This window comes from Duganella dendranthematis, from assembly GCF_012849375.1.
Classification (GTDB): Bacteria; Pseudomonadota; Gammaproteobacteria; order Burkholderiales; family Burkholderiaceae_D; genus Rugamonas; species Rugamonas dendranthematis.
In genome coordinates this window covers 3,649,883-3,670,950 of the sequence record NZ_CP051684.1, presented here as the reverse complement: position 1 = coordinate 3,670,950, position 21,068 = coordinate 3,649,883, and the positions used below count along the sequence as shown (strand labels likewise).

The window sequence follows — 21,068 nt, the reverse complement described above, 5'->3', positions numbered from 1 at the left end:
ACCAAATGAACAAAGCCACCGCTCTCATCGACGAAATTTTCCAGGCCCTGACCAATATGCTGCGCTACGCCGGACGCCTGATCGGCCGCATGTCGCCGCCGGCCCTGCTGGGGGCGGCGCTGGTGCTGGCCTTCCTGTTCTCGATCCTGCCGTTGGCGCTGGTGCTGTTCGTGGCCTTCATGCTGATCAAGGTGGCGGTCGGCGCCTGCGTCGTCGGCGGCCGCCGCGCCAAACGCGCCCAGGAGCACGTTGAATGAAAAAGCACCGGCTGGCCCAGGCCGGCTATAAAAATGCCAAGAGCCTGCTGGACATCGTCCGCGAAATCGGCGAAACCGCAGTCAGCGTCTGGTGGCATTTCTTTGACTGGCTGGCGCAGGTGGAGTGGCGCAAGCTGGTCATCATCTGGCTGCTGTTGCTGATCCTGTCGGCCTCGCTGTTCCACATGAACGACCAGACCTGGGGCTTCATCCTGGTGTCGTTCGGCCTGAAGGTGCTGGCCGGCGGCAAGCGCAAGGCCGAGCTGGAAGCGCGCAACGCCGAATCGCACGCCGACGAGGAAAGCATCGAACGGCGCGTGGTCGAGGCGCGCATGGCGGCCTTGCAGGCGCAGGTCGAGCCGCATTTTTTATTCAACACCCTGGCGCTGATCGGCCAGCTGATCGAAACCGATCCGCCGCAGGCGGCGCGCATCCACCAGAACCTGATCGACTACCTGCGCGCCACGCTGCCGCAGATGCGCGCCAAGGGTTCCGGCACGCTGGGCCGGCAGATCGAAATGTCGCGCGCCTACCTGGCCATCATGCAGGCTCGCATGCGCTCGCGGCTGGCCGTGTCGATCGACGTGCCGGACGAAATGCTGAGCGCCACCTTCCCGGTGATGATGTTGCAGATCCTGATAGAAAACGCCATCAAGCACGGACTGGAACCAAAGATCGCCGGCGGCCGCATCGATATCCGCGCCGCAGTCGACGGCCAGATGCTGCAGGTGGATGTGTGCGACGACGGCGTCGGCTTCAACGCCTTCGCCGGCGACGGCCTCGGCCTGGCCAATGTGCGCGAACGCCTGCGCATCCAGTACGGCAACCGCGCGCAGTTGGTGATCGAAGCGCCGCTGACCGGCGGCACGCGCGCCAGCATCCGTGTTCCCTACGCCCCCGATATTTTTGCCGCGAGTTCCAAATGAATGCACCCACCGCCCTGATCGCCGACGACGAAGAAGGCATGCGCCAGCAGCTGCGCAGCCGCTTGCAGGAAGCCTGGCCGGCGCTGAACATTGTCGCCGAAGCCGAGAACGGCATCGAAGCGGTAGCGCTGGCCGGCAAGCACCAGCCGGACATCGTCTTCCTCGACATCCGCATGCCGGGCCTGTCCGGCATTGAAGCGGCGCGCATGCTGTTCAACCGCTGCCACCTGGTGTTTGTCACCGCCTACGACCAGTACGCAATTGAAGCGTTTGAACAGGGCGCGCTGGATTATCTGCTAAAGCCGGTCGGCGGTGAGCGCCTGAAGACCACCTGCACGCGGCTGCAATCGCTGATCGGCCAGCAGCCGTCCAACATCGAGCGGCAGCTGAGCCAGTTGCTGTCGCACCACAGCAAACCGGCGGCGGCCAAGACCGATTACCTGCGCTGGATCCAGGCCGTGGTTGGCGCCAACCTGCGCATGATCTCGACGCGCGAAGTGCTGTTCTTCCAAGCCGATGAAAAATACACGCGGGTGCAGACCGAGCAATCGGAAGTCCTGATCCGCAAGACGCTCAAGGAGCTGGCGGACGAACTGGACCCGGACGAATTCTGGCGCATCCACCGCTCGACGCTGGTGCGCGTGGATGCCATCGAAGAAGTCACGCGTGACTTGCGCGGCCGCCAGATGGTGCGCATCCGCAACCATCCAGAACTGTTGGAAGTGAGCCGCGGCCACACCCATTTATTCCAGCAAATGTAATCGCATCGGCGAGCCATCGGCGTATACTGGATTGCTTCACTCAAGGGAGGGAACGATGTCCAGCATACCCAAGCAAACGCATTGCGGCGTCATACCATGCCTGCGCTACCGCGACGCGCCGGCCGCCATCGACTGGCTGTGCAGCACCCTCGGCTTTGAAGTGCAGTTCGTGGTACCCAACGAGGACGGCAGCATCGCCCACGCCCAGCTCACCTTCGGCAACAGCATGGTCATGCTGGGTTCCGTGTTCGACACCGAATACGGCCGCCTGCTCAAGCAGCCGATGGAAACCGGCGGCTTCGTCACGCAGAGCGCCTATCTGGTGGTCAATAGCGCCGACCATGTGTACGGCCGCGTGCTGGAAGCCGGCGGCCAGATCGTGCTCGACATCAAGGACGAAGACTACGGCGGCCGCGGTTTCACCTGCCGCGACCCCGAAGGTCACATCTGGAGCATCGGCACCTACGATCCCTACGCTTAAGACAGCGCGTTGACCAGCGCGACGTCAGCCACTTGCGTCGGCTGGATGCGGATGATGTTGCGGTAGAGGGGTGGCATGGCGGCGCACAGGGCGGCCAGTTCGGCGGGCGGCAGCGAGGGCAGCACGTACTGGAACTGGGTAGGATTCTCCAGTGGCAGCGGGCCTTCCATGGTGGAGCCGTAGGCGCCCAGGTTCATGTAGCTGACGGCGCTGGCGTCCGGCCCTTTGGCGAAGACGAAGGTGCCGTCTTTCGGATGGCCGAGGTAGTGGCGCACATCGTCCTGCTGCGCGGCCGAAGCGCCGTTCAGCAGCTTGTAGCGCAGCTGCGCGTAGGCGCGCGTGGTTTCCATGAAGGCGCTGCGGATGCCCGACTGCGTCATCCGGCCCGCCATGCATAACAGCAGATTGCCGAACGAATCCAGCAAGGCCACCGCATCCCCTGCCCCGCCATGTTCGCGGTCGCGCGCCATGGCTTGCAGCAGGAACGGCGCCAGGCCAGCATTGGGTTGGTGCGGCGCGCAGCGGTAAGTCAGCGCGTCCGGATACTGCTGCTTCAGCGCGCGCACGATGGCGTGATCGGCTGGCAGCGTGGCAGGATCTTTCAGCGCTGGCTGCGGCAGGTCGTTGTTCAGCATCGCCATCACGTCGGCCGATGTGGCCTCGAACACCAGCGAGCATAAGGCCTGCGTCGGTTCGGAGATGGTCTTACCGATGAAGAAAGACTTCGGCGCGGCGCCGGTCGCGGCGCGCGCGTACAGCGACGAGCCGAGGATGGCCGGGTAGCTGAAGCTGTCGCCGGCCTGCGCGCGCAGCGCTTCGGGCAGCACCTTGAAGGCGGCGCTGTTGTCGTAATTGATGCCGGACGCCTGGTCCGGTGCGGCCACCACCACGTTGAAGCCACCGGCCAGAATCGCGCCGCTGCACATGCAGCACGGGTCGAGCGAGGTGACGATGGTGATGTCCTGCGGCGCCGGCAGTTCGCGGCCCTTGGCGCGTTCGGCGTAGTACCAGTCGATCAACTGGCGCTCGCCGTGCGCGGTAGGGTCGAACACCAGGCCGTCCTTAATGACGTTGTTGTGCAGCGACTGCAGCACGTTGCCGTGCTGGTCGAGCATCAGACCGCCGACGCCGAACGTGCCTTGCGTCTTGGCGGCGATGGCTTCGGCCGCCGCAATGGCGACCGCTGCCTGCACATCAATCGTCTTCTTGTGGGCCATTACTTCTTCTTGAGGTCCGCGCCGCCGAAGGCGTTCGGCAGTTGTTCCGCTGCGGTGGTTTCGAAGATGTCGCCTTCCAGGTTGGTCAGCAATACCGGCAGCTCGTTGCCGCCCAGTTCCAGGATCACCTGGCGGCAGGCGCCGCATGGCGCGATCGGGCCGTCGGTCTGGCCGATCACCACCAGCTGCTCGAAATCGCCCTGCTTGTAGCCGTGGGCGAAGGCACTGAAGAACGCGGTGCGTTCGGCGCAGTTGCACAGCCCATAGGCGGCGTTTTCCACGTTACAGCCGTGGAACACCTTGCCGTCGTTGGTCAGCAGCGCAGCACCGACCTTGAAGTTGGAGTAAGGCGCGTAAGCCTTCAGGCGCGCGGCGGCGGCTTCGGCGATCAGTTCTGGTTTGTTCATGGTTTGATGGTGCGGTAGATGACTGGGTTGGCGGCAGGCGCGGCATCGGCGATCTGGTACGCCGCCTGGATTTCGCGAATGGCTTGTTCGGCCGCTTGCTGCGTGCGCGCGTGCACCATCGCCAGCGGCTGGCCGGCTTCGATCTTGTCGCCCAAGCCCGCCAGGTCGGTCAGGCCGACCGCGAAGTCGATCGGATCGGCGGCGCGGCGACGGCCACCACCCAGCGATACCACCGCCAGGCCGATTTCGCGGCAGTTGGCCGCAGCGGCATAACCAGAGACCAGCGCCGGTGCCGGCACGATGATCGGCGAGCGTTCCAGATACTTGTCCGGATTGTCCATCAGGTCCGCAGGACCGCCCAGCGCCGTCACCATGCGCGCAAAGCGTTCGGCCGCTTCGCCGCTATCCAGCGACGCTTGCAGCTTGGCGCGCGCTTCTTCTTCGGTCGCCGCCAGTTTGCCCAGCACCAGCATCTCGGCGCACAGCGCCATCGTTACTTCGTGCAGACGCGCAGGACGCGACTTGCCGGTCAGGTAGTCGATCGCGCCGCGCACTTCAACGGCGTTGCCGGCGTATGGCGCCAGCGATTCGTTCATGTCGGTCAGGATGGCGGAAGTCATCATGCCCGCGCCGTTGCCCACCTTGACGATGCTCTCGGCCAGTTCCACCGATTTGTCGTAGGTCGGCATGAAGGCGCCGCTGCCGACTTTAACGTCCATCGCCAGCGCATCCAGGCCGGCCGACAGTTTCTTCGACAGGATGGAGCCGGTGATCATGGCGACCGATTCCACCGTGGCGGTCACGTCGCGCACGCCGTAGAAGATCTTGTCCGAAGGCGCCAGCGACGACGTCTGGCCGATAATGGCGACGCCGACTTCTTTCACGACCTTGCGGAACAGCGCATTGTCCGGCACCGTGGTGTAGCCGGGGATGGAGTCGAACTTGTCGAGCGTGCCGCCGGTGTGGCCCAGGCCACGGCCGGAAATCATCGGCACGTAGCCGCCGCAGGCTGCGACCATAGGGCCGAGCAGCAGCGAGACGACGTCGCCGACGCCGCCGGTGGAGTGCTTGTCGACCACCGGGCCGTTCAGGTCCAGCGAGCGCCAGTCCAGCACTTCGCCGGAGTCGCGCATGGCCAGCGTGAAGGCGACGCGTTCGTCCATGGTCATGTCGTTGAAGTAGACCGCCATCGCCAGCGCGGCGATCTGGCTTTCGGTCACGCCGCCGGAGGTGATGCCGCCAACGAAGAACTGAATCTCCTCGGCCGACAGAATGCCGCCGTCACGCTTTTTGCGGATGATCTCTTGGGGTAAATAGGACATGGAATTCTCCGTGAAACTAAAGTGATAACGCCGCAGTGGAGGCACGCGGCACCCGCGAACCCCGCACTGCGGCGGCGCCAGGGTCTGTCCCCGGACGGGGTCAGACCCTTCTGTCCGGGGTCCTAGACGCCGTAAGGAATCCAGATATTTTTGACTTGCGACGCATGCGCCAGCACGGCGCGGCCGCCCGCTTGCGCGGTGCTGTACCAATCGCGGCCTTTTGCGCCGCCCACCCAGGTACGCTTCAGCGTCGATGCCGACAGGCGCTCCACTTCAGCGCAGCCTTCGGCCGAACCGTCGTGACGCCACACCGCATCGATATCGCCGTGCGTTGCCAGCGTGCGCGCCAGTTCATCAGCCGAACCGGTGATGATATTAACCACGCCAGCCGGCAGGTCCGACGTATCGAGCACCTGATACAGATCAGTGGCCGACAGCGGATGCGCTTCCGACGGCACCACCACCACGCGGTTGCCCAGCGCGATGGCCGGCGCCACCAGCGAGATAAAGCCCAGCAGCGGCGCCTCGTTCGGGCACACGATGCCGATCACGCCCAGCGGTTCGTTCAGCGCCACGGTAATGCCGTGCATCGGCGGCTGATGCGCCAGGCCGTCGTACTTGTCGGCCCACGCCGCCCAGTAGAACAGACGCTCGATCGATGCCTGCACTTCCCTCTCGGCGTTCTTGGTGCCGGTCATGGCAGCGATACGTGCCGCGAATTCTTCGCCGCGCGCGGCCAGGTTTTCCGCAATGTAGTACAGCACTTGCGCGCGGTTATGCGCAGTGGCCTTGGTCCAGCCGGTGGCCTTGTGCGCAGCTTCCACCGCGTTGCGGATGTCCTTGCGGCTGCCCTCGCCCACTTCGGCGATGAAGGCGCCATCAGCACCGTGAATCGCGCGGCTGTAGGCGCCATCAGGGCGGGCCTGTTTGCCGCCGATGTACAGCTTGGCCGTGCGGTCGATGGCGAACGGGCTGCCGGCCGGCACGGCGGCTTTGGCCTTGGCCTTCACTTCCACCACTGGCGCAGCAGGACGCGCATCTTCCGACAGCGCGGTCAGGTACTCGTACATGCCTTCGCGGCCGCCTTCACGGCCGTAGCCGGATTCGCGGTAGCCACCGAAGCCGCAAGCGGCGTCGAACTGATTGGCGGTGTTAATCCACACCACGCCAGCCTTGATCGCCGGTGCGACGTCCAGCGCCAGCGAGATGTTCTCGGTCCACACGCATGCGGCCAGGCCGTAGACGGTGTTGTTTGCCAGCTGCACGGCTTCCGGCGGAGTGCGGAAGCTCATCGCCACCAGCACCGGGCCAAAGATTTCGGCCTGCGCCACGGCGGCGGCGGTCGAAGCGCCGGTAATCAGGGTTGGCGGGAACCACGAACCGTCGGCCGGCAGTTCGCAGGCTGGCTGGTACACGGTGCAACCTTCGTCGCGCGCCGATTGCACCAGGCCTTCGATGCGCTGCTTCTGCACTGGATCGACCAGCGCGCCGATGTCCATCGACTTGTCCAGCGGCGAGCCGAGGGTCAGCTTGTCCATGCGCGCGCGCAGCTTGGCCAGGAATTTATCCTGTACCGATTCCTGCACCAGCAGGCGCGAACCTGCGCAGCACACCTGGCCCTGATTGAACCAGATCGAATCGACCAGGCCTTCAACCGCAGCGTCCAGGTCCGCATCTTCAAACACGATGAACGGCGACTTGCCGCCCAACTCCAGCGACAGCTTCTTGCCACTGCCGGCCGACGCTTCGCGGATCAGGCGACCGACTTCGGTCGAACCGGTGAACGCCAGCTTGTCGATACCTTCGTGCTTGACGATGGCTTCGCCCACGCGGCCGTCGCCGGTGATGACGTTGACCACGCCCGCCGGCACGCCGGCCTGCACGCAGATGTCAGCGAACAGCAGCGCGGTCAGCGAGGTGAATTCGGCCGGCTTGAAGACCACGGTGTTACCGGCGGCCAGCGCCGGGGCGATTTTCCACGCCAGCATCAGCAGCGGGAAGTTCCACGGCACGATCTGGCCAACCACGCCCACTGCGCGGTAGTCCGAGAATTCTTCGGCTTGCAGTTGCGCCCAGCCAGCGTGGTAGTAGAAGTGACGCGCCACCAGCGGCAGGTCGACATCGCGCGTTTCGCGGATGGTCTTGCCGTTGTCCAGCGTTTCCAGCACGGCGAACAGGCGCGCGTGCTTTTGCATCAGGCGCGCAATCGCATACAGCACCTTGGCGCGGCCATGGCCGCCCAGTGCCTGCCAGCCCGGTTGCGCGGCGCGCGCGGCGGCGACGGCGCGGTCGACATCTTCCGCGCTGCCTTGCGTCAGGTCGGCCAGCTTGGCGCCGCTGGCTGGATTGATGGAAGCGAACAGCTCACCGGCTTCGCTCCATTCGTTGTTGATGAACAGGCCGAATTGGCGGCCGCGTTGTTCCAGCCACGCTTGCGCTTCTTTCGTGCTTTCCGGTGCTGGGCCGTATTCCATGGTGTTCAGGATCTCTTTGATGGTTGGCATGACGTGTCCGTAATTAAGGTTGCGCGTGGCGGTGTGCGGCCGAGTAGTTACCGGTCACGTAGTGCTCCAGCTGACGCTCGATGTCGGTCAGCAGGCTGGAAGCGCCGATGCGGAACAGGTGCGGCTCCAGCCACTCGTTGCCCAGTTCTTCCTTCATCAGGGTCAGGTACTGCAGCGCGGCCTTGGCCGTGCCGACGCCGCCCGCCGGCTTGTAGCCGATCTTGAAGCCGGTCTGCTCGTGGTATTCGCGAATTGCGCGCACCATCGTCAGCGACACCGGGATCGTGGCGTTGACCGGCTCCTTGCCGGTCGAGGTCTTGATAAAGTCCGCGCCAGCCATCATGCACACCCACGACGCCTTGGCGACGTTTTCCAGCGTGACCAGTTCACCGGTCGCCAGAATCGCCTTGACGTGCGCTTCGCCGCACGCTTTGCGGTAAGCCAGCATCTCGTCGTACAGCGCTTGCCAGTTGCCGGTCAAAACGTGCTGACGGGTGATGACGATGTCGATCTCGGAAGCGCCGGCGGCGACCGACAGTTCGATCTCGCGCACCTTGGTTTCCATGCTGGTCAGGCCGGCCGGAAAGCCGGTCGACACTGCGGCGATGGGCAGACGCCCTTGCAGCACTTCCACCGCAGGCTTGATCATCTCGTGGTACACGCAGACGGCGCCGGTGGCCAGCTTGACGTCTTGCAGGCCCAGTGCTTCCACCAGGTCGGCGCGCAGTGGACGCAGCGCCTTACGGCACAGGCGTTCAACGCGGCCCGGCGTATCGTCGCCGGACAGCGTGGTCAGGTCGATCAGGCCGATGGCCTTGACCAGCCAGGCGGCCTGGTATTCCTTCTTCACCGTGCGGCGGTTGGCCAGGCTGGCGGCGCGGCGGTCGGCGGCGCTCTTGTTCACGTGGATGTGATTGATCCAGCCCAGGTCCAGCGGGACGGCTTCATTGCGTTTGAAATCGGTAATGATGCTCATAACAGATTGGTTCCGTTTGCGAGTGGTTTGACGCCGAGGTGATGGGCCAGGGTCTGGCCGATATCGGAGAAGGTTTCGGAAATGCCCAGCGACTGCGCTTTCACATTCGGGCCGAAGAAAATCATCGGGATGTGTTCACGGGTGTGGTCGGAGCCTGGCCAGGTTGGATCGCAGCCATGGTCGGCGGTGATCACCACCAGATCGTCCGGTTGCAGCTTGGCGATGAACTCCGGCAGACGCGCGTCCATCTCGTGCAGCGCATTCGAGTAGCCGTTGACATCGCGGCGATGGCCGAAGGCCTGGTCGAAGTCGACGAAATTCACGAACGTCAGCGACTTGTCGCCGGCTTCGTCGGCCACTTTCAGCAGCGCGTCGAACAGCGCCATATTGTCCTTGCCCTTGACCAGGCGCGAAACGCCTTGCGTGGCGAAGATGTCGCTGATTTTGCCCAGCGCGATCACTTCGCCGCCGTCGTTCTTGACGTGGTCCAGCAGCGTCGGCGCCGGCGGTGCCACCGCGTAGTCGTGACGGTTGGTGGTGCGGGTGTAATTGCCGTTGGCGCCGGTGAATGGACGGGCGATCACGCGGCCGATGTTGTACGGCTCAACCAGTTTAAAGGCGATCTCGCACACTTCGTACAAACGCTCCAGGCCAAACGATTCTTCGTGCGCGGCGATTTGCAGCACCGAGTCGGCGGAGGTGTAAATAATCGGCTTGCCGGTGGCGACATGCTCGTCACCGTGCTTGTTGATGATCTCCGTGCCCGAGGCGTGGCAGTCACCGAGGAAGCCCGGTACGCCGGTCAGCTCCTGCAGCTTGGCGGTCAGCTCGGCCGGGAACGACGGCACGGTTTTCGGGAAGTAGCCCCAGTCGAATTCCACCGGCACGCCGGCGATTTCCCAGTGGCCGGACTGGGTGTCCTTGCCGGTCGAACGCTCGCGCGCGGCGCCATAGGCGGCGGTGAAGCCTTCGCGTTGCGTAAAGCCGGTGGCCCACTCGCCGCTGGCCAGATGGGCGGCGGCGGTCAGGCCCAGTTTTTCCATGGTCGGCAGCGACATCGGCTTGCCGCTTTTGGCGACGCTGGCCGCGATGTGGCCGAAGGTATTGGCGCCGACGTCGTTGTACTTCGCCGCGTCGGGCGTGGCGCCCAGACCAAACGAATCGAGCAGCAGGATAAATGCGCGTTTCATAATGAACTCCTAAAAGCAAAAAGGGGCGGACCGCGCCGCCCCTGTCGGATTCTTAAGCTTGCGGCGTTTTCGCCACATTGCCCAGGAAGCCCAGGATCACTTCAATCAGCGACGTCGCTGCGATCGCTGCATATTTCAAGGTCTGGTCATGCGACAGCGGGAACGGCGACAGGCCTTCGGCCAGGTTGGTGATGGCCGACACGCCCACCACTTTCAGGCCGCAATGACGGGCCGACACCACTTCCGGCACCACCGACATGCCGACCACGTCCGCACCCAGCGTCTTGAACGCGCGGATTTCCGCAGGCGTTTCAAAGTTAGGACCGGCGTAGGCGATGTACACGCCTTCATGCAGCGTGACGTTTTTCTCTTTGGCCGAGGTGTGCAGCAGCGCGCGCAGCTCCGCATCGTAGGCGTTGGCCATGCTGAAGAAACGTGGACCGAAGCGCTCATCGTTCGGGCCCATCATCGGGGTGCCCGGCAGGTAGTTGATATGGTCGGTCAGCGCGACCAGCGCGCCGGCGTCCACTTCGGTACGCAGCGAACCTGCGGCGTTGGTCACGAACAGCATTTCGCAGCCCAGCAGCTTCATGGTGCGCACGGCGCTGGTCATCACGCCCAGGCCGTAGCCTTCGTAGACGTGGCCGCGGCCCTTCATGCACACCACCGACACGCCCGACAAGGTGCCGATCACCAGTTCGCCGGCGTGGCCGTGCACGGTGGAGATCGGGAAGCCCGGCAGTTCGTCGTAGCCGATGGTGACCGCGTCGGTCATCTGTTCCGCCAGCACACCGAGGCCGGAACCGAGAATCATCGCAACGCGCGGCTTGAAGCCTTCTGGAAGACGGGCGCGAATGATGTCGGCTGCCTGGAATGGGGAGTTATTAGACATGGAAATCCTCGAATTTTTTGATGTGGCTGGGGAAGCTGGCACTATGCATCATCGTGCATATGTATGGCAAATACCATTTTTCTTAGCTATTTATATAAAAGTGATATAAATCGCGGGTATTATAAACCAAGCGAAACTTAGCCGTGGACGCGCGATTGACTCGATTCAAACTAATGTTTACCATTCAAGACAATTGTTTAACAGGGCCACTACCGTGACCGACATCTCGAAGAAGGAACAGCTCTACCAGCTGATCCGCGCCAACCCCTTCATCTCCCAGCAGGACCTGGCGGTGGAACTGCGCCTGTCGCGTTCCGCCGTGGCCGGCCATATCGCCGGCCTGATCCGCGAACGCCGCCTGCTCGGCCGCGCCTACGTACTGCCGGACAAGCGTCCGGTGATGTGCATCGGCGCCGCCAACCTGGACCGCAAGCTGCGCACCATTGAAACAATGCAGCTGGGCACCTCCAATCCCGCCACCGCCGAGGAAGTCTACGGCGGCGTGGCGCGCAACATTGCCGAAAACCTGGCCCGTCTGAACCTGCCGGTGGCGCTGCTGACCGCCGTCGGCGACGACAGCGCCGGCCGCAACCTGCAAGACCACGCGGATGCGGCTGGTATCGATACCCGTGGCAGCCTCAAACTGCAGGACGTCGCCACCGGCACCTACACTGCCATCCTCGACGACAAGGGCGAACTGGTGCTGGCCCTGGCCGACATGGCACTGTACGACCGCATCACGCCGGCCTTCCTGGCCAGCCGCCTGCCCCAACGCTCAGCCGCCGCCATGACCGTGGCCGATCTCAACCTGCCTGCCGACAGCATCACAGCGCTCCTGGAAAGTGCGCGCACCGACAACGTGCCCCTGGTGATAGTTGCCGTCTCGCAGCCGAAGATGGCCCGGCTGCCGGCGGACCTGGGCGGCCTGCGGCTGCTGATCCTGAATCGCGGCGAGCTGGATACCCGCGTCGGCCGCGCCTTGCCGACCGAGGCGGACGTGCGCGCCGCGTGCAATGAAGTGTGCGCGCAAGGCGCCAGGGACGTCATCGTCACCTGCGGCAGCCAGGGTGTGTATCACACGCGTGGCAATGAGCTGGTGTGGCTGGCCGCGCACCAGGTGGAGGTGGTGGACGTCACCGGCGCCGGCGATGCGTTTTCGGCCGCCGTCTGCTGGTCGCTGTACCAAGGCAGCGACGATCTGACGCTGGCCTGCCGCCGCGGCCTGAAAGTCGCCGCCATGACGCTGGAAAGCCCGGAGACCGTGTCGCCGGTGCTGGCCGCCGACATCCTCGACGAAATACATGATTTTGATCTCAGCGCTCCGCTGTTCCCAAGTAAAGGATAAAGCCATGCACCAATACCTGCTGTTCTCGCCGGAAGTGGCTGCCGCCCGCGCCGCCGGCAAACCGATCGTCGCGCTGGAATCGACCATCATCTCGCACGGCATGCCGTATCCGCAAAACGTGCAGATGGCGCGTGAAGTGGAACAGATCATCCGCGACGGCGGCGCCGTGCCGGCCACCATCGCCATCATCGGCGGCAAAATCTGTGTCGGCCTGTCGGACGAGCAGCTGGAGTTGCTGGGCACCGCCGGCGACGCCATCAAAGTGAGCCGCCGCGACCTGCCCTACGTATTGTCGCAATCCAAACTGGGTGCCACCACCGTGGCCGCCACCATGATCTGCGCCGAACTGGCCGGCATCCAGGTATTCGTCACCGGCGGCATCGGCGGCGTGCACCGTGGCGCGGAGACCAGCTTTGACATTTCCGCCGACCTGCAGGAACTGGCGCAGACGTCGGTGGCGGTGGTATGCGCCGGCGTCAAATCCATCCTCGACATCGGCTTAACGCTGGAGTACCTGGAAACCCACGGCGTGCCGGTGGTGAGCGTCGGTCAGCGCGGCTTCCCGGCATTCTTCACCCGCGAGAGCGGCTTCAATGCCGACTTCCAGCTCGATACGCCGGACGAGCAGGCGGCCTTCATCGCCACCAAGTGGGCGCTGGGCCTGAAGGGCGGCGTCGTCGTCAGCAATCCGGTGCCGGCCGCCGAGGCGATGCCGAAAGAAGAAATCGACCGCATCACCGAACAGGCCTTGCAAGAGGCGGATCAGCAAGGCGTCACCGGCAAGAACGTTACGCCGTTCCTGCTGGCGCGCATCAAGGCGCTGACCGAAGGCCGCAGCCTGGTGACCAACATCGCGCTGGTGAAGAACAACGCCCGTTGCGGCGCCGCGCTGGCGGTGGCCATGCAGTCCCCACACTAGCCGACATCAGGCGCCGCCATGTCCATCGATCTGAAACAACTCAAGTATTTTCTCGCCGTCGCTGAAGAAAAGAGTTTCAGCCGCGCCGCTGAGCGCCTGCACATCTCGCAGCCGCCATTGAGCCAGCAGATCATGAAGCTGGAGAGTGAACTGGGCGTCAAACTGTTCGCCCGCACCACCCGCACCTTTGAACTGACGGTGGCCGGCAAGGCGCTGATGAACGAAGCGGCCGAGCTGCTGGCCAAGATGCGCATGACCATCGATACCATCCGCCAGATCGACCGCGGTGAAGTGGGCCGGCTGCGGGTGGGCATCGTCGGTTCTGCGATGTGGGGACCGATTCCCAGCCTGCTGGAAGAATTCCAGACCAAGTTCCCGCGCGTGACGTGGACCCTGCACGAACTGGGGCCAACGCTGCAATACGACGCGCTGCGCGCCAAGCAGATCGACGTCGGCTTCTGGCGCGAGCCCAGGCTGGATGAGGATGGACTGAGAAACGACAACCTGCGCCAGGAACTGTGCTTCCGCGAAGACGTGTGCGTGGCGCTCAACGAGCATCACCCATTGGCCAAGCAGGATGCGATCGAGTTGATGGACATCGCCGACCAGCCGATGCTGACGCTGGCCCTGGACAAGTCGGCCTTCCCGCGCTATCTGATCCAGTGCTGCGTGAAGGCCGGCTTCCAGCCGACGATTTTCCAGGAGGCGTCCGAACCGCAAACGCTGCTGGCCATGGTCGGCGCGGGACTGGGCGTGGCGCTGATGCCGGAGACCACCAGCCGCATCGGCTGGCCGGGCGTGGTGTTCGTGCCGATCCGCAGCAATCCGCCCTCGGCCAACCTGTACATCACCTACACCACCACCGATGATGCGCCGGTAGTGCGGGCTTTCCTGAACATCCTCAATCCGCCGTCGCGGGAGACTTAAACATGACCGTTCTGTCCACCGCCCGGCTGGAATTGCAGCCCTTCGACGACCAGCACTACGATGGCCTGCGAGCGCTCAACAGCGACCCGCAAGTCATGCGCTACATCACCGGCAGGCCGGAGACGCCGGAAGAAACCACGGCCTTCATCGCCAGGGTCAAGGCCGCGTGGGCCACGCTGGGTTATTCGTGGTGGGCGTTCATTGAGCGCGATTCCGGGCGGCTGATTGGCGCCGGGTGCATCCAGCATATCGAACGCAATCCTGACAACCCGCTGGAACTTGGCTGGCGCCTGATTCCCGATGCGCAAGGCAAGGGCTACGCGAAGGAAGCCGCGCAAGCGATGGCCAGCTTCGCCTTCGATACGTTGAAGAGCCAGCAACTGGTGGCCGTCTGCCACGTGCAGAATACCAATTCGGAAAAAATCATGCGGCGGCTGGGCATGACCTATCGCGGCGTCGAGCGGTGGTACAACACCGATACTACGGTGTACGCCGTAACTGCCTATGAGTGGCACTCATAGGATAACAACACGCCTTCTTCGCCCTGATTGATCTCCATACACTGGTCTCACTTAACCAACTTTGGAGAATCAACATGAACACCATGACCCGCATCGCAGCAGCCCTCGCCCTGACTTCCGCAACCATCGCCGCTCCCGCCGCCATGGCGGCACCGGTCAAGAACATCGTCCTGGTCCACGGCTTCTTCGCCGATGGTTCCGGCTGGCAGGGTGTGGCCGACATCCTGACCCGTGACGGTTTCAACGTCGCCGTGGTGCAGCAACCGGAAACCTCGCTGGCCGAAGACGTCAAAGCCACCAACAGCATCGTCAACGCGCTGGATGGCGACAGCATCCTGGTCGGCCATAGCTATGGCGGTGTGGTTATTACCGAAGCCGGCAACAACGCCAAAGTCAAAGGCCTGGTCTATGTCGCCGCATTCGCGCCGGACGCCGGCGAAAGCCTGCTGACGCTGGTCAAAAAAACGCCGCCTGCAAGCGAAGGCGTCAAAGCCACGGCCGACGGCCAGCTGTACTTCGACCACGCCCTGTTCCACGCCGACTTCGCCGCCGACCTGCCGGCCGCGCAAGCCAACTTCATGGCCCGCGCACAAGTCCTGCCGGCAGTCCAAACCGCCGCCGCGCCGATCACCCAGGCCGCCTGGAAAACCAAGCCGAGCTGGGCTATCGTATCGACGGCTGACCGCACGGTCAATCCAGACCTGGAACGCTTCATGGCCAAACGCGCCGGCAGCAAAATCACCGAAATCAATGGCAGCCACGCGACCTTCATCGTCCACCCAGCCGAAGTAGCCAAAGTGATCGAACAAGCTGCGGGCGTTACCGGCAACAACTAAAAGCCCGAGAAGCCTGCTGCGCAAAGGGTACGCGCAGCAGGCATATGGTGTGTAGGCATGGTATTGTGTTCACCATAAGCGCATCAATTTTAGTGAGGCTCATATGAGCATTCCTGCCAAAATCCCGAAGCGAAAGTTGCGAAAAATTGCAGCTCAAACCATTGCCGACAGCCCAAACGCAGCAGCTGCCCTGCACGTCCCAAACAATGCCAATCAAGAAAAGCGCATGCAGGCGCTCGACTTGGTCTTTGGCATGTGGAAAGATCGTGATGACGTGCCAAAAGACGGCCTCGCCTTTCAGCAGGAGATACGCAAGGAATGGTGACCAAGGTACTTGTTGAAACGAATATTCTCATCGACTTGATGAATGGCGTGCCGAAGGCTAAGGTAGAACTCGGATATTTTTCCGACTTCGCTATCAGCTCGCTTACCTGGATGGAGGTAATGGTCGGGTGCAAGACCCAGGCCGACACCTTAAAGTTCGAAACGTTCTTGAAAATGCTGAACGTCCAGGTTGTACACCCGGACGACGCCATCATGGCGACAGCAGTAACTATTCGTTCAGCCGGCCTCGCTAGAACGCCCAAGCGCAAGATCAAGGCGCCCGACGCGATTATCGGCGCTACAGCCAAAGTACTTGGCCGCGTGGTGATCACGCGCAATCCAGCCGACTTCGAACCAAGCCAGCTACGCGTCCCTTACAAGCTAAAGTATCAGAAGGACGACAACAGCAACATCACAGGCTGGATCGCGTCTGATGTTGCAGACGCGCCCGAATGAATCTCTTCTACAAACCGCAGTCTTAGTGCGTCAAGCCGCCCGCCTCGCGCACATCGACTGTGTGGGCGAGTGTGGTGCGGACGGCGATGCGCAGGCCTTCCACGACGTCTTCCAGTTTCATGCTGGCGGTGCCGGGATGGCGGGCCGCCTGCTGCGGCAGATACGGAATATGTATGAAGCCTGCGCGCATGGTGGTGCCCCACTCGTGCGCCTGGTGCATCAGCCCATAGAACACGTGGTTGCACACAAAGGTGCCGGCCGATTGCGATACCGATGCCGGCAGCCCCGCTTCGCGCAATTCGTGCACGATGGCCTTGATCGGCAAGGTGGAGAAGTAAGCCGCCGGACCGCCATTCACAATCGGCTGGTCAATCAGTTGCCGCTGCTGGTTGTCCGCATACGGCGCATCGTCGATATTGATGGCGATGCGCTCCACCGAAATATCCACCCGCCCGCCCGCCTGCCCCACCGAGATCACGATACTCGGCTGCAGTTCTTCCACCGCCTGGTGCACCGCCTTCAGCGCGCGACCAAAGACGCATGGCAGCTGCCGCGCATGGACCACAAACTCGCCCTCGTGCCAGCCATCCAGCTGCCGCACTGCTTCCCAGGACGGGTTAATGGTCTCCTTGTTAAATGGCTCAAAGCCAGTTAACAATATTATCTTTTTCATCTTGACTACTCCGAGAATCCTGTATCTAACCCGGAAGACTCTCACAGATTCATCAAAAAATAAAGCAGTGCTACATTCACTAACAATAACGGCAACGCCGTCGGCACCTGCATTTTGACCACGGCGTTTTTATCCGGCAGCTCCAGCAGCGCAGCGGGAACGATGTTGAAATTGGCCGCCATCGGCGTCATCAAGGTGCCGCAATAAGCGCTGAACATGCCGATCGCCGCCATCACCGCCGGATTGGCGTGATACACGCCGACCAGCACCGGAATCCCCACGCCCCCCGCCATCACCGGAAACGCCGCAAAGCCATTGCCCATGATGATGGTGAACAGCGCCATGCCGATGCAGTACACCGCCACCGCCACCAGCCGCACGTCCATATTGATGTACGACGTGACCACGTGCGCCACCGCCTTGCCCATGCCTGCGTCGGTGAACAATAGCCCAAGCACCGCCAGCATGTGCGGCAGCACCACCGCCCAGCCCAAATGATCGATCAGCCGGCGCGATTCGCGCATCGCCTGCAAGGGCGTGGAGCGCGTCAGCCAGCAGGCCGTGGCCACCGCGAACAGCGAGCCGCAACCCAGGCTGACCAGCGTGATGTTCTTCGGATCGAGCAGGAACAGGCCATCCCACTTCACATCCTTGAACAGCGTCGAGCCGATCACGGTGGTCAGTGGAATCAGCAGCGCCGGTATCAGCAGCTTGTGGCCGAGGCGCTGCGCGCTATCGCGCCGTTGTTCCGCCGTGCGTTCGCCGTAGCGGCCCAGCGTGACGCCGCCGAAACCGGCAATCAGCGCCATCGCCACCATCATCAGTCCCGCCGTCACCGGCGGCAGCTGTTCGCCGGCCAGGTAGACCACCGCGTACAAGGCCCAGAACAAGGCGCTGTTGTAACGGCGCGGATTATGCCGGTCGCGTAGCGCCATCCAGGCCACCATCAGCAGCATCGCCCCCAGCACATAGTAGAAGTATTCGACCTTGAGTATCATGCCGCGCTCCGTGCCAGATACCGGTCCAGACGGTACAGCCGCCACGAATGGATGATGAAGGCGCAGATGGCGGTCGGGATGCCCCATAGCGCCATGTGCAGCGGATCGACTTCCAGCCCTTCGCCGCGCAGGATGGTCTGCATCAGCACAATCGCGCCGAAGGCGACGAAGATATCCTCGCCGAAGAACAGGCCGACGTTGTCGGTGGCGGCGGCCATGGCGCGGATGCGGTAGCGCATCTCCATCGTCACATTCGGATAACGCACCTCGGCGGCGCCTTCCGCCATCGGCGCGATCAGCGGCCGCACCATATTGGGATGGCCGCCGATGCTGGTCAGGCCGAAGGCGGCCGCCAGTTCACGGATCGCCAGATACGCAATCAGCAGCCGGCCGGTGGTGGCGGACTTGATGCGCGCGATCGATGCCTGCGCATGCTCCTTCAAGCCATGCCGCTCCAGCAGGCCGATGGCGGCAATCGGCAGCAGCAAAATCATCGGCAGGTTGCGCGTCTTGACGAAGGCCGCGCCCAGCGTGGCCAGCAACTGCTCGACCGGCATGGCGGCGGCAAAGCCGGTGACAAAGCAAGCGGCGATTACCACCAGCACCGGATGCGCGCGCAGCACGAAGCCGGCGATGATGACGGCCACGCCCAGCAGCGGCCACAAATTAACGACAGTCTGATTCACACCTGGCTCCCAAAGAAAAATCCCCGCACGGAGCGGGGATTCTAACCTTAGAAGTTGACCTTGAAGGTCGCACCGTAGGTGCGCGGCTCGTTCAGCATCCCGGTCAGGTTGTCGAACTCAATTGCGCTCAGCAGTACGATCTTGTTGGTGATGTTGCGGCCGAAGGCTGCCACTTCATACTTGCCATCGCCCCACTTGTAGCCCACGCGCAGGCCGCCTTCGGTCAGCGGCTTGGCGGTGTACTCGGTGGCGGTGTACAGGAAGAAGTTGTACTTGCTGCGGTAAGTCCAGTCGGTCAGCGCATACAGTTCGCCATTCGCCACTTCGGTGCTGTACTTCAGCGTGAAGTTGGCCTGGTGACGCGGCGCGCGCGGCAGGTCATTGCCGTCGATCAGCGAGTAGCCAGGGAAGCCAGGCGCTGGGGCATTGGTCGGGGTGCAACCGAGGCCGGCGTTGTTGGCGACGTTGCCGCAGTACTGCACGCGCACGTTCTTGTCCTTGATCTCGGTATCGTTGAAGCTGTAACCGGCCGAGCCGCTGAAGCCGTAGCCCAGGTTGGCTTGCAGATCGAGCTCGATACCCTGGCCGGTGACTTTGTCGGCGTTGATCAGGCGGTTCATGTTGACGGTGCCGCTACCGGCGGTCAGCTGCTTGTCTTTCACGCGGTACTGGAACACAGCCGCACTCAGGCGGGCGCGGCGGTCGAACAGGTCCTGCTTGACGCCGGCTTCAAACGACAGCGCTTTCTCGGCGCCGGCCTGGGTCGGCACGTCGGTCAGCGCGCTCAGGCGACCCTGCATCGACGGGGCGCGGTAGCCAGTGGCGGCGCGCGCGAACAGGTTGGTGTTCTTGTCCAGCTCATAGGTGCCGCTCAGGTCCCAGCTGACGTTGTGGGTCTTGCTGTTCAGCGTGTTCGGCACGGTCACCAGCGTGTTGGTGGCGTCGAAGTCGGTGCGCGAGGCGAAGAAGTCCTTCTTGTCGTCCGTGTAGCGCAGGCCGCCGCGCACTTTCAGCTTGTCGGAGACAGCGTAGTTCAGCGAGCCGAAGGCTGCCCACGATTTCGATTTCTGGAACTGGCGCGAGTACGCCGGGCTTTGCGGATTGCCTGGCGACAGCGAATCGAAGGCGATACTGTCGATCTGGATCGATTCGTTGAAGTAGAACAGGCCGCCGATCCATTGCAGCGGGCCCTTGTAATTGGACTCGGCGCGCAGCTCTTGGGTGAACTGCTTATGGTTAGGCAGCAAGTCGGCCGTTTCGACTGGGAACGGAATGCGGCCGGGACCATACGGCGGCGCGAACACGGCGCCATAGCCGCCATCGACGTCGGCGCGGCTGTTGAAGTTCAGCTTTTCATAGCCGGTGATCGAGTGGTAGGTGATGTCGCCCAGGTTGTATTTCAGGCGGATGCTGCCGCCCTTGGTTTCCAGTTTCTGGTAGTTGACGCCGTCGGTCGGGTAGGAACCATAGTCGAAGCCGTCGACGATATCGTTGGTGCCCTGCTTGATGATGTTGGCGCGGAACAGCGTGGCGCTGCCGTGATAGTTACGCTGGTGGTAGTTGAACAGCGCGTCGAAGTCCTGGTTCGGCTTGACCAGCGCCTGCAGGCGGAAGGCGTTATCGCCGTAGCCTTCAAAGTCCTGGGTACCCTTGCCGGCGGTCGGATTGGTGTTGTGCACGCGGTCGTCGCGGTGCTGGCTGGTGCCGGAGAAGCGCAGCGCCACGGTGTCGCTGACCGGGAAGTTGAACGCGCCTTCCGCATTCTTGGCCGAGTAGTTGCCGATGCCCAGCGTGACATAGCCTTCCTGCTTGAAGACCGGCTTGGCCGAGTCGAACTTGATCACACCGGCCGGCGAGTTACGGCCGAACAGCGTGCCCTGCGGGCCGCGCAGCACCTCGACCTGGTCGGTATCGAAGATCGGGAAGCCCTTCAGCATGGCGTTTTCCTGGACGATGTCGTCCATCACGTAGCCAACCGGCTGCGAAGCGTTCAGGTCGAAGTCGGTATTGCCCAGGCCGCGGATGTAGAAACGCGGGAAGGCGCGGCCGTAGTCGGACTCGATGTTGAGCGACGGCGTGCGGCCGGACAGCACGCGGATGTCGCCGGCGCCGGCGGTCACCGCGTCCAGCTTGTCGCCCTTGATGGTGGCGATCGACATCGGCACGTCCTTGATGTTTTCCGCGCGGCGCTGGGCGGTCACGATCACCGTTTCCAGCTGGTTGGCGGTGGACGGCGTGGCGCCGGCGACCGGAGTGTCCTGTCCCTCAGCGGCTGCCGTTACTTCGGTGGCCAGGGCCGATTGCAGCGGAAAAGCGCTGGCGATGGCCAGGGCGATCATCGATCGCACTGCGAAACCTTGTTTGCTCATTGTGTCCTGCTCCCTGTTATGTCGTTGTGGTATTTGTTAATTACAAAACATGCTAGCACGGAAAAAAATGCAAGAAACGTA

22 protein-coding genes are annotated in these 21,068 nt (G+C 63.0%); 11 read left to right on the top strand and 11 right to left on the bottom strand.

Annotated features, from left to right (window positions below):
- Nucleotides 1-5 precede the first annotated feature (5 nt).
- Genes HH213_RS16770 through HH213_RS16755 form a run of 4 tightly spaced genes read left to right on the top strand, consistent with a single transcriptional unit; the run spans nucleotide 6 to nucleotide 2,425 of the window.
- Nucleotides 6-257, top strand: coding sequence for a hypothetical protein (locus HH213_RS16770; protein WP_110847192.1), 252 nt, complete (start codon nucleotides 6-8; stop codon nucleotides 255-257).
- Entirely contained in the window at nucleotides 254-1,183 is a 930-nt protein-coding gene (locus tag HH213_RS16765; RefSeq protein WP_110847193.1) for a sensor histidine kinase, read from the top strand. Before HH213_RS16770 ends, HH213_RS16765 begins: the two co-directional genes overlap by 4 nt.
- Nucleotides 1,180-1,944 (top strand): LytR/AlgR family response regulator transcription factor, encoded by a 765-nt coding sequence (locus tag HH213_RS16760; protein WP_110847194.1) that lies wholly within the window; start codon nucleotides 1,180-1,182, stop codon nucleotides 1,942-1,944. Before HH213_RS16765 ends, HH213_RS16760 begins: the two co-directional genes overlap by 4 nt.
- A 55-nt stretch (nucleotides 1,945-1,999) precedes the next feature.
- Nucleotides 2,000-2,425 (top strand): VOC family protein, encoded by a 426-nt coding sequence (locus tag HH213_RS16755; RefSeq protein ID WP_110847195.1) that lies wholly within the window; start codon nucleotides 2,000-2,002, stop codon nucleotides 2,423-2,425.
- Here the strand turns inward: HH213_RS16755 and HH213_RS16750 are convergent.
- The 7 genes from HH213_RS16750 to xapA form a co-directional block, all read right to left on the bottom strand.
- Nucleotides 2,422-3,642: a nucleoside deaminase gene (locus HH213_RS16750; RefSeq protein ID WP_169112956.1), complete on the bottom strand. Its 1,221-nt coding sequence runs from the start codon at nucleotides 3,640-3,642 to the stop codon at nucleotides 2,422-2,424. The genes HH213_RS16755 and HH213_RS16750 overlap by 4 nt on opposite strands.
- Complete coding sequence (locus HH213_RS16745; protein WP_110847197.1) at nucleotides 3,642-4,049, bottom strand: cytidine deaminase; 408 nt, start codon at nucleotides 4,047-4,049, stop codon at nucleotides 3,642-3,644. The genes HH213_RS16750 and HH213_RS16745 overlap by 1 nt, the downstream gene beginning before the upstream one ends.
- Nucleotides 4,046-5,371, bottom strand: a complete 1,326-nt coding sequence (gene deoA / locus HH213_RS16740; RefSeq protein WP_169112955.1) for a thymidine phosphorylase — start codon at nucleotides 5,369-5,371, stop codon at nucleotides 4,046-4,048. The genes HH213_RS16745 and deoA overlap by 4 nt, the downstream gene beginning before the upstream one ends.
- Nucleotides 5,372-5,493: 122 nt before the next feature.
- Nucleotides 5,494-7,875: an aldehyde dehydrogenase family protein gene (locus tag HH213_RS16735; protein ID WP_371875676.1), complete on the bottom strand. Its 2,382-nt coding sequence runs from the start codon at nucleotides 7,873-7,875 to the stop codon at nucleotides 5,494-5,496.
- A gap of 13 nt (nucleotides 7,876-7,888) precedes the next feature.
- On the bottom strand, nucleotides 7,889-8,851 hold the full coding sequence (deoC, locus tag HH213_RS16730) for a deoxyribose-phosphate aldolase (RefSeq protein ID WP_169112954.1): 963 nt from the start codon (nucleotides 8,849-8,851) through the stop codon (nucleotides 7,889-7,891).
- A complete protein-coding gene (locus tag HH213_RS16725) occupies nucleotides 8,848-10,041 on the bottom strand; it encodes a phosphopentomutase (RefSeq protein WP_110847200.1) in 1,194 nt (397 codons plus the stop codon). Before HH213_RS16725 ends, deoC begins: the two co-directional genes overlap by 4 nt.
- Nucleotides 10,042-10,093: 52 nt before the next feature.
- Complete coding sequence (xapA, locus tag HH213_RS16720) at nucleotides 10,094-10,933, bottom strand: xanthosine phosphorylase (protein ID WP_169112953.1); 840 nt, start codon at nucleotides 10,931-10,933, stop codon at nucleotides 10,094-10,096.
- A 214-nt stretch (nucleotides 10,934-11,147) separates the two neighbouring features.
- Between xapA and HH213_RS16715 the strand changes: the two genes are divergently transcribed.
- The 7 genes from HH213_RS16715 (at nucleotide 11,148) to HH213_RS16685 (ending at nucleotide 16,261) form a co-directional block, all read left to right on the top strand.
- Nucleotides 11,148-12,278, top strand: coding sequence for a carbohydrate kinase (locus HH213_RS16715; protein WP_169112952.1), 1,131 nt, complete (start codon nucleotides 11,148-11,150; stop codon nucleotides 12,276-12,278).
- 4 nt (nucleotides 12,279-12,282) lie between these two features.
- Nucleotides 12,283-13,197: a pseudouridine-5'-phosphate glycosidase gene (locus HH213_RS16710; RefSeq protein WP_169112951.1), complete on the top strand. Its 915-nt coding sequence runs from the start codon at nucleotides 12,283-12,285 to the stop codon at nucleotides 13,195-13,197.
- Nucleotides 13,198-13,215: 18 nt separating this feature from the next.
- On the top strand, nucleotides 13,216-14,124 hold the full coding sequence (locus HH213_RS16705; protein ID WP_110847203.1) for a LysR family transcriptional regulator: 909 nt from the start codon (nucleotides 13,216-13,218) through the stop codon (nucleotides 14,122-14,124).
- Between the two features lie 2 nt (nucleotides 14,125-14,126).
- A complete protein-coding gene (locus HH213_RS16700; RefSeq protein WP_169112950.1) occupies nucleotides 14,127-14,645 on the top strand; it encodes a GNAT family N-acetyltransferase in 519 nt (172 codons plus the stop codon).
- A gap of 74 nt (nucleotides 14,646-14,719) precedes the next feature.
- On the top strand, nucleotides 14,720-15,481 hold the full coding sequence (locus tag HH213_RS16695) for an alpha/beta hydrolase (protein WP_169112949.1): 762 nt from the start codon (nucleotides 14,720-14,722) through the stop codon (nucleotides 15,479-15,481).
- Between the two features lie 103 nt (nucleotides 15,482-15,584).
- Nucleotides 15,585-15,806 (top strand): hypothetical protein, encoded by a 222-nt coding sequence (locus HH213_RS16690; protein ID WP_110889084.1) that lies wholly within the window; start codon nucleotides 15,585-15,587, stop codon nucleotides 15,804-15,806.
- On the top strand, nucleotides 15,800-16,261 hold the full coding sequence (locus HH213_RS16685; RefSeq protein ID WP_217363443.1) for a PIN domain-containing protein: 462 nt from the start codon (nucleotides 15,800-15,802) through the stop codon (nucleotides 16,259-16,261). The genes HH213_RS16690 and HH213_RS16685 overlap by 7 nt, the downstream gene beginning before the upstream one ends.
- A 22-nt stretch (nucleotides 16,262-16,283) precedes the next feature.
- On the opposite strand, the gene pcp is transcribed toward HH213_RS16685, so the two are convergent.
- From pcp to HH213_RS16665, 4 genes are read right to left on the bottom strand one after another with little or no spacing between them, the layout of a single operon-like run.
- Nucleotides 16,284-16,934 carry a pyroglutamyl-peptidase I gene (gene pcp / locus HH213_RS16680; protein ID WP_110847206.1) on the bottom strand — a complete coding sequence of 217 codons (651 nt, stop codon included), beginning with the start codon at nucleotides 16,932-16,934 and terminating at the stop codon, nucleotides 16,284-16,286.
- 41 nt (nucleotides 16,935-16,975) lie between these two features.
- The gene (locus HH213_RS16675; protein WP_169112948.1) at nucleotides 16,976-17,932 is read right to left on the bottom strand and encodes a DUF979 domain-containing protein; all 957 of its coding nucleotides are present in this window, start codon (nucleotides 17,930-17,932) and stop codon (nucleotides 16,976-16,978) included.
- Nucleotides 17,929-18,618 (bottom strand): DUF969 domain-containing protein, encoded by a 690-nt coding sequence (locus HH213_RS16670; protein ID WP_169112947.1) that lies wholly within the window; start codon nucleotides 18,616-18,618, stop codon nucleotides 17,929-17,931. Before HH213_RS16670 ends, HH213_RS16675 begins: the two co-directional genes overlap by 4 nt.
- Before the next feature lie 47 nt (nucleotides 18,619-18,665).
- Complete coding sequence (locus HH213_RS16665) at nucleotides 18,666-20,987, bottom strand: TonB-dependent receptor (protein WP_110847209.1); 2,322 nt, start codon at nucleotides 20,985-20,987, stop codon at nucleotides 18,666-18,668.
- Between the last annotated feature and the right edge of the window lie 81 nt (nucleotides 20,988-21,068).